This is a genomic window from Streptomyces scabichelini, from assembly GCF_011045015.1.
Taxonomy (GTDB): domain Bacteria; phylum Actinomycetota; class Actinomycetes; order Streptomycetales; family Streptomycetaceae; genus Streptomyces; species Streptomyces scabichelini.
The window spans coordinates 1-7170 of the sequence record NZ_JAAKZY010000344.1 but is presented as its reverse complement, the minus strand read 5'-3'; the positions used below and the strand labels follow the sequence as shown (position 1 = coordinate 7170).

Annotated in this window: 7 protein-coding genes; 4 read left to right on the top strand and 3 right to left on the bottom strand. The window is 70.5% G+C overall.

Annotated elements, in window-relative coordinates:
• From G5C60_RS48550 to G5C60_RS48540, 3 genes are all read right to left on the bottom strand, one after another.
• Positions 1-949: ankyrin repeat domain-containing protein (locus G5C60_RS48550; protein WP_165270358.1), on the bottom strand; the 949-nt coding region annotated here is incomplete at its 3' end.
• Positions 950-1032: 83 nt separating this feature from the next.
• Entirely contained in the window at positions 1033-1923 is an 891-nt protein-coding gene (locus tag G5C60_RS48545; protein WP_165270356.1) for a hypothetical protein, read from the bottom strand.
• A 147-nt stretch (positions 1924-2070) separates the two neighbouring features.
• On the bottom strand, positions 2071-3828 hold the full coding sequence (locus G5C60_RS48540; protein WP_165270354.1) for a glycoside hydrolase family 35 protein: 1758 nt from the start codon (positions 3826-3828) through the stop codon (positions 2071-2073).
• An 84-nt stretch (positions 3829-3912) separates the two neighbouring features.
• Between G5C60_RS48540 and G5C60_RS48535 the strand changes: the two genes are divergently transcribed.
• From G5C60_RS48535 to G5C60_RS48520, 4 genes are all read left to right on the top strand, one after another.
• Positions 3913-4803, top strand: coding sequence for a helix-turn-helix domain-containing protein (locus tag G5C60_RS48535; RefSeq protein WP_165270352.1), 891 nt, complete (start codon positions 3913-3915; stop codon positions 4801-4803).
• 11 nt (positions 4804-4814) lie between these two features.
• Positions 4815-5150 (top strand): chorismate mutase, encoded by a 336-nt coding sequence (locus G5C60_RS48530; RefSeq protein WP_165270350.1) that lies wholly within the window; start codon positions 4815-4817, stop codon positions 5148-5150.
• Positions 5151-5373: 223 nt separating this feature from the next.
• Complete coding sequence (locus tag G5C60_RS48525; RefSeq protein WP_165270348.1) at positions 5374-5967, top strand: response regulator; 594 nt, start codon at positions 5374-5376, stop codon at positions 5965-5967.
• 129 nt (positions 5968-6096) lie between these two features.
• Positions 6097-7170: M1 family aminopeptidase (locus G5C60_RS48520; RefSeq protein ID WP_277611493.1), on the top strand; the 1074-nt coding region annotated here is incomplete at its 3' end.

Sequence of the window (7170 nt, the reverse complement as noted above, 5' to 3'; positions counted from 1 at the left end):
CCGGCCCGTCCCCGCCCTCCGTCCCCAGCCGCCCCAGCACATCCGCCCCGAACGCCTGCCGCAACGGGGCCGCGCTGTCGCCGCACCACAGGGCCGCCGCCCGGAACGTCTCCTCGTCGCCGCGCCGCGCGAGCGCGGTCACCGCCTCGGTCCAGTCGTCGTTGTCGGGGTCGCCGCCACGCAGGGCGCGGTCGGCGAGCTCCGGGGCGGGGGCGGCGATGCCCAGCGACGTCTCCAGGAGGGTGACGATGGCCGCGTGGCCGGTCTGCTGGTCGTTGCCCGAGGTGGGGCGGCCGTCGACGAGCATGTCGACCTGGACGGTTACGCCGCCGTCCTCCGGAAAGCGGTGGGTGACGTACTCATGGCCGGGCCCGTGCGTGCGCTCCAGGCCCGCCCGCAACTCCGCCTCCACGTCGAGGGCCAGCCAGCGCCGGGCCTCGACCAGCGCCTCGGACCGGGCCCGCGCCCCGGCCGCCAGCAGGGCGCGTACGCAGCCGGGGGAGCCGCGGCGCGCGGCCGTCACCAGCGGGGGCTCGCCGTTGGGGCCCGGACGGTCCGGGTCCGCGCCTGCGGCGAGGAGTTCCGCCACCACGGGCGCGTGGCCGCGCTGCACGGCCCAGGTCAGGGCCGTGAACCCGAACTCCTCCACCAGATCCGGCCGCGCACCGGCCGCCAGCAGGGCCCGTACGACCTTCGTGTGCCCGCCGCAGGCCGCCCCGCACAGCGGCGAGTCGGTGCCCGCGCTGAGGCGGTCCGGTGCGGCTCCGGCCGCCAGGAGCAGGCGTACGACACCGGGCGCGTCGTTCATGGCCGCCAGGTACAGGACCGTCTGGCCGTCCTCGTCCACGGATTCCGGGCTCGCGCCCGCGCGCAGCTGCCGTACGACCGCGTCCTCGTCGGGCTCGTACACGGCGGTGAACAGACCTGCCGCCAGATCGTGCATGTTCATGCTTCGACCTTCGCCCGTCAGGGCTGCCCGAAGCAAAGCGTTTTGCCATAAATTATGTGACGTCGCCCATACGTCGCACTGGGCTACGTATCGCACTCCAGCACCGTGCGGCACAGGCCGCAGCGCGCCCGCACCCGGCCCCGCACCGGCACCCGGATCCGCTGATGGCAGGTCGGGCAGGGGAACGACACACGCAGCGGACCGTGATTGTCGGGAGTGAAGTCGTACGGGACGCCGACAGGCCGGCCGTGGTGGTCCTGGGCGTGGCGGCGGTCCTTCGCGTAGCGGCGGCGGCCCGCCCAGCCGGCCGCGGTCAGCGGAGGCTGCTGCTCGTCGTGGCGGGCCTTCGCCATACCCTTCGTGTACGCCGTATACGCCTGCGCGCTCGTGAACCACGTCGAGGGGTCCTCACCGAAGACCAGGGACCGCTTGGCCAGGACGTACCCGAACTCCTCCGGGGTCAGATAGCCGAGCTTCTGGGAGGAGGCGCCGTCCTCACGGAACGCGTCCAGCAACAGCCAGCCCGCGCCCAGATACGTCGTCGCCGTGTCCACGAGGATCTCGTTGTCGCGCGTGCCCGGGAACGACAGGTCCAGGCGGTGCAGGTAGACGTGCATCACCTCGTGCGCGAGCGCCGCGCCGATGTCCCTGCGGTGGGTGCGGAACCGGTCGTTCAGCTCGATGAAGTACTCGGGGCCCGCGGCGAGTTCGACGTTCGCCGCGTGGTGCATCTCGCGGAAGCTGACGATCATGCGGGCGTCCGGCAGCCGGTAGTGCTGGACCAGCTCGCGGGCCACGCGCTGGGTGCCCAGGTAGAGGTCGTCATGGTCGGCGAAGGCCACGTCGGCGGGGACCACGCTGGTGTCGAAGGTGTGGATGGTGTCGTACGAGAGCCGTTTGTACAGGGCGGTGATCGCCGCCCGCACCGTGTCCAGGTGCGGGTAGCCATGCTCGACCGGACCGCCGTTCGCCACGCCCGCGCACCCCCAAGAGGCCCTGATCCCGACTTCCACGATAAGCCTCCGGCGGTTCGGCTGTGTGGGGCGCCTTCGGGGGTGGTGGGTTTGGGTTTGTAGGCGGCTGCGGGTCTGTTGTGGCTGGTCGCGCAGTTCCCCGCGCCCCTACGGGGCCCGTAGTGCCGGTGGCTCAGTCAGTGAGTCGCCCTGTAGTTCCAGTAGCCAGACCTCGTTCTCGCCCTCGTGCAGCACAGGACCCGGGACGTAGAGCGAGTGCTGTGGGCCCGTGGACCAGTAGCGGCCCAGGTTGAAGCCGTTGATCCAGGCGAAGCCCCGGGTCCAGCCCGGGAGTTCGAGGCGGGCGTCCCCCGCGCCGCTCACGGTGACCGTGCCGCGGTACAGGCCGGGCGCGCCGTCGGGCCCGGTCGTCGGCCGGAAGGGCACCTCGTCGACGCCGGCGTCGAACGCGTCCAGACGCAGGCCACGCGCGCGTACCCCGTGCAGATACTGCCGCTCGTGCAGCAGACCTCCGGTGATGCCCTTCGGCTCTCCGGACCGCGGCCCGTAGTTGACGCGTCCGAGCGACTCCACCCACAGCTCCACGCGCGCGTGCCCGGCGACAGGCTCCTTCAGCTGGACGTCGTCCTCGGTGAGCACTCCGGCCCGCACCCCGTCGACGTACACCACCGCCAGGTCCCGCAGCCCCCGCAGGGTCAGCGGGTACGGCTGCCGGGGACCCGGCACGTCGACCGAGTAGTGGACCAGTCCTCGGTCCACGTCGAGTTCCTCGAAGGTGGGCGGCACGGGTTGCTCGGTCTCGGGACCGCCGAGCGTGTCCAGTACGGCGGACAGGGGCGCCCACTCGGGGAGGTCCACCGTGGCGGACGAGCCCAACGGAGCCGGTGCGGACGGGAGTTCGGGAAGCGGTCCCTGCGCGTATGCCTCGAGCACGGACCGGAACTCCCAGAACTTCGCCGTGGGCCGGCCGAACTCGTCGATCGGCGCGTCGTAGTCGTACGACGTGACATCCGGCTCCAGCACCCCGTCGTGCAGCGCGCCACCGCCCCGGTTGGCGCCCGCCCAGCCCGCGAAGTTCGTCCCGCCGTGCGCCATGTAGAGGTTGACGGAGGCCCCGCACTCGAGGATCTCCCGCAACGCGTCCGCGGCGTCCCCGGCGTCGCGTACGACATGTTCCCCGCCCCAGTGGTCGAACCAGCCGCACCAGAACTCCATGCACATCAGCGGCCCCGTCGGCTGCTGCCGGCGCAGCGTCTCGAAGGCCACGCGCGCGTGCGACCCGAAATTGGCCGTGGCCAGGATGCCGTCGACACTGCCGCCGGAGAGCATGTGATCCTCAGGACCGTCCGAGGTGCAGAGGGGAACGCTCACGCCCTCGGCGCGCAACAGGTCGGCCAGCCACCGCAGATACACCTGGTCGGAGCCGTAACTGCCGTACTCGTTCTCGACCTGCACCATGAGCACCGGGCCGCCGCGGTCGATCTGCCGGGACACGACCTCGGGCAGCAGGCGGCGGAACCAGCGGTCCACATGCCGCACAAACTCCTCGTCCCTGGTCCGGGCGCGGGCGCCCAGCTCACCGGTCAGCCAGTGCGGCAGGCCGCCGTTCTCCCACTCGGCGCAGATGTACGGGCCCGGCCGCACGATCGCCCACAGCCCCGCCTCCTGGGCGGCATCCAGGAACCGGCCGAGCGCCTCCACGTCCTGGAAGTCGCCCGGTCGCGGCTCGTGGAGGTTCCACGGAACGTACGTCTCCACGCAGTTGAGGCCCATCGCCCGCAGCATCGCCAGCCGGTGCCCCCACTGCGCCTCGTGCACCCGGAAGTAGTGCAGCGCACCGGACAGCAGCCGCACCGGCCGCCCGTCCAGCAGAAAATCCGTTTCCCCGACCGTGAACTGGTTCATGAGCCCCACCCTCACCCCTGGCGGCGGCCGGGTCCATGGACAAAGATCAGCACTGTTTGGACCTACGGGCAGGAGCGGAAGCGGATGTACCACACCTGGATGCGGTTCTTCAGCCCCGGCCCCGCCCACCACAAACTCGGCCTCGTCTGCCTCGGCGTCGGCCTCCAGTACGGGGCCCTGCCCACGGTCGGCCCGCGCACCCTCGACCATCACGTCGCCGTCGTGGTCAGCGCGGGCGGCGGCTGGTTCCAGGGCGCCGACGGACGCCGTACGACGGTCACCGCACCCGCCCTGCTCTGGCTCACCCCGGGCGTCCCGCACCACTACGCGCCCGACCCCGCCACCGGCTGGGACGAGTGCTTCGTCGACTTCACCGGACCCGTCACGCAGACGTACACCGAGCTCGGCTACATCGAACCCGGCCGCCCCGTCGTCCCCCTCTCCGACGCCGACCCCGCCCGCGCCACCGTCGGCCGCATCGCCCGCGCCGCACGCCGCGGCAACCCCCTCCTCGAAGTCGAGACCAGCGCCGCCGTCCACGAACTCCTCGTCACCCTGCGCCGCGCCCGCGCCGACACCACCCCCGACGGCGACCAGGTCCTGCAAGCCCTCGCCCGCGACGCGTTCAAGGCGCTGACGGTCGCCGACCACGCCGCCCGGCACGGCATGACCCCGGCCGAACTGCGCACCGCCGTCCGCCGCGGCGCCGGCTGCAGCCCCAAGGACTACCTCCTCGGCATCCGCCTCGGCCGCGCCAAGGAACTCCTCGCCGCCACGGACCTCCCCGTCGCGGCGGTGGCCAGACGGGTCGGCTACGACGACCCGGCGTACTTCTCCCGCCTGTTCACACGCCGCGTCGGCATGGCCCCGGTGCGCTTCAGGGAGCAGCAGGGCCGCACGGTGCCCGGCGGCTGGAGCAACCAGGTACCCGACCCCGACGATCCACCGATGATCGAACGCACGCCCGCGCCGTAGGGTGAACTCCCATGACCACCAGCAACAACGGAACCGGAGACGTCGACCCCGCCATCCGCGCCGAACTCGCCCGGCTGCGCGACAGCATCGACAACATCGACGCCGCCGTCGTCCACATGCTCGCCGAACGCTTCAAATGCACCCAGCAGGTCGGCCACCTCAAAGCCGCCCACCAGCTGCCGCCCGCCGACCCGGCCCGCGAAGCCCAGCAGATCGCCCGACTGCGCACGCTCGCCGAGAACGCAAAACTCGACCCCGCGTTCGCCGAGAAACTCCTCAACTTCATCATCGCCGAGGTCATCCGGCACCACGAAAGCATCGCGGACAACACGAACACCGTGCGGTGACAACCGTGCGGTAACAGGGGAGCGGCGCCGCACCCCCAGCCATCCCGACGGCAACGGTGTTTCTACCGGCTGACCCCACTTCTCGCGCCATTGTCCGCATACCCCCTCGGCCTCGGCGCCGAAATGAGGCATCCTTCGCGGAGCACTCCATGTCAGTTTGTGGGCACTCCCTGTCAGCCGGTCCGGGCACTATCTGGTTGTCCAAGCGAGGGGACTTCGCGCAATGCCGTCGGATGCCAAGATCCTCATCGTCGACGACCATGAGGAGACGCTCTACGCGCTGGAAAGCGCCCTCGCCCCGCTCGGCTACCGGCTGGCGCGAGCCACCAGCGGCGACGCCGCCCTCAAGGAAGTCCTGCGAGGCCAGGTCGCACTGCTCCTCCTCGACGTGCACATGCCCGACGTCAGCGGCCTCGACGTCGTCCGCTACATGCGCCGCCTGGAACAGACCCAGCACATCCCCATCATCCTGGTCACCGGCTTCGGCCCGGACGCCGAACTCACCACCACCGCCTTCCGGCTCGGCGTCGCCGACCTCGTCATGAAACCCATCGACCCCTGGACCCTGCGCACCAAGGTGCGCTACCTGTACGACGCCCACCAGCGATACCTGTGGCTGAAACAGGAAGTACGCGAACTCCGGGCCCTGGTAAAGGAATTACCGCCCCCGGATCAGACCCCGAACCAGATCATGAACCAGTCCCCGAGCCAGATCATGAACCAGTCCCCGAACCAGCCCCCTGAATCCGGCCCGCGCCTCGACGCCCGGGTACCGCCTCCTCGGCCCGCCGTATGCAAACACGACCAGACGGCGTAGGCAGACGTAGGAAGGCGCGCAGGAAGGCGTAGGACCGCGCAGGCCCCCGAAGACCTCGTGAGGCCGAGGCAGCCGCCGGGAACCAGACCTCACCTGCGCCGCGCCCCACCCATCAGGCAGCATGTCCCCATGTCCGTACTGACGCGCGCCGAAGCGCAGACCCGTGCCCGGCTCCTCGACGTCCACCGCTACCAGATCGAACTCGACCTGACGCGCGGCGACGAGATCTTCGACTCCCGTACCGTCATCCACTTCACGGTACGGAGCGACCTCGAGGCCGAGGACACCTTCGTCGAGCTCAAGCCCGCCGAGCTGCGCAACGCCCGCCTCGACGGACACCACCTCGACCTGGACACCCTGGACGAGAACCGGCTGCCTCTCAAGGACCTCGCCCCGGGCGAGCACGAACTGAACATCGAAGCCGGCATGCGGTACTCGCGCACCGGCGAGGGCATGCACCGCTTCACCGACCCCACCGACGGCGAAACGTACCTCTACACCCAGTTGTTCATGGAAGACGTCCAGCGCGTCTTCGCCGCCTTCGACCAGCCCGACCTCAAAGCCGTCTTCGAACTCTCGGTCAAGGCCCCCGAAGACTGGACCGTCCTCGCCAACGGCATCACCGAGCACGTGGGGGAGGGCGTGTGGAAGGCGGCCCCCACCCCGCTGATCTCCACCTACCTCGTCGCCGTCGCCGCAGGACCCTGGCACTCCGTACGCACCGAACACCGCGGCCTCCCCTTCGGCATCCACTGCCGCCGCTCCCTCGCCCGGTACCTCGACGCCGACGCCGAGGAACTCCTCGACATCACCCGCGCCTGCTTCGACCGCTACCACGAGAAGTTCGAGGAGCCCTACCCCTTCGACTCCTACGACCAGGCGTTCGTCCCCGAATTCAACGCCGGCGCCATGGAGAACCCCGGCCTGGTCACCTTCCGCGACGAGTTCGTCTACCGCTCCGCCGTCACCGACACCGAACGCCAGACCCGCGCCATGGTCATCGCCCACGAAATGGCCCACATGTGGTTCGGCGACCTCGTCACCCTGCGCTGGTGGGACGACATCTGGCTGAACGAGTCCTTCGCCGAGTACATGGGCTACCAGACCCTCATCGAAGCGACCCGGTTCACGGGCACCTGGACCGACTTCGGCGTCACCCGCAAACCCTGGGGCTACGAAGCCGACCAGCGCCCCTCCACCCAC

Bases quoted from the DNA above. Each gene is read 5' to 3' on its own strand.
- G5C60_RS48540 (WP_165270354.1), bottom strand. From the start codon at position 3,828: ATGAACCAGTTCACGGTCGGGGAAACGGATTTTCTGCTGGACGGGCGG.
- G5C60_RS48535 (WP_165270352.1), top strand. From the start codon at position 3,913: ATGTACCACACCTGGATGCGGTTCTTCAGCCCCGGCCCCGCCCACCAC.
- G5C60_RS48530 (WP_165270350.1), top strand. From the start codon at position 4,815: ATGACCACCAGCAACAACGGAACCGGAGACGTCGACCCCGCCATCCGC.
- G5C60_RS48525 (WP_165270348.1), top strand. From the start codon at position 5,374: ATGCCGTCGGATGCCAAGATCCTCATCGTCGACGACCATGAGGAGACG.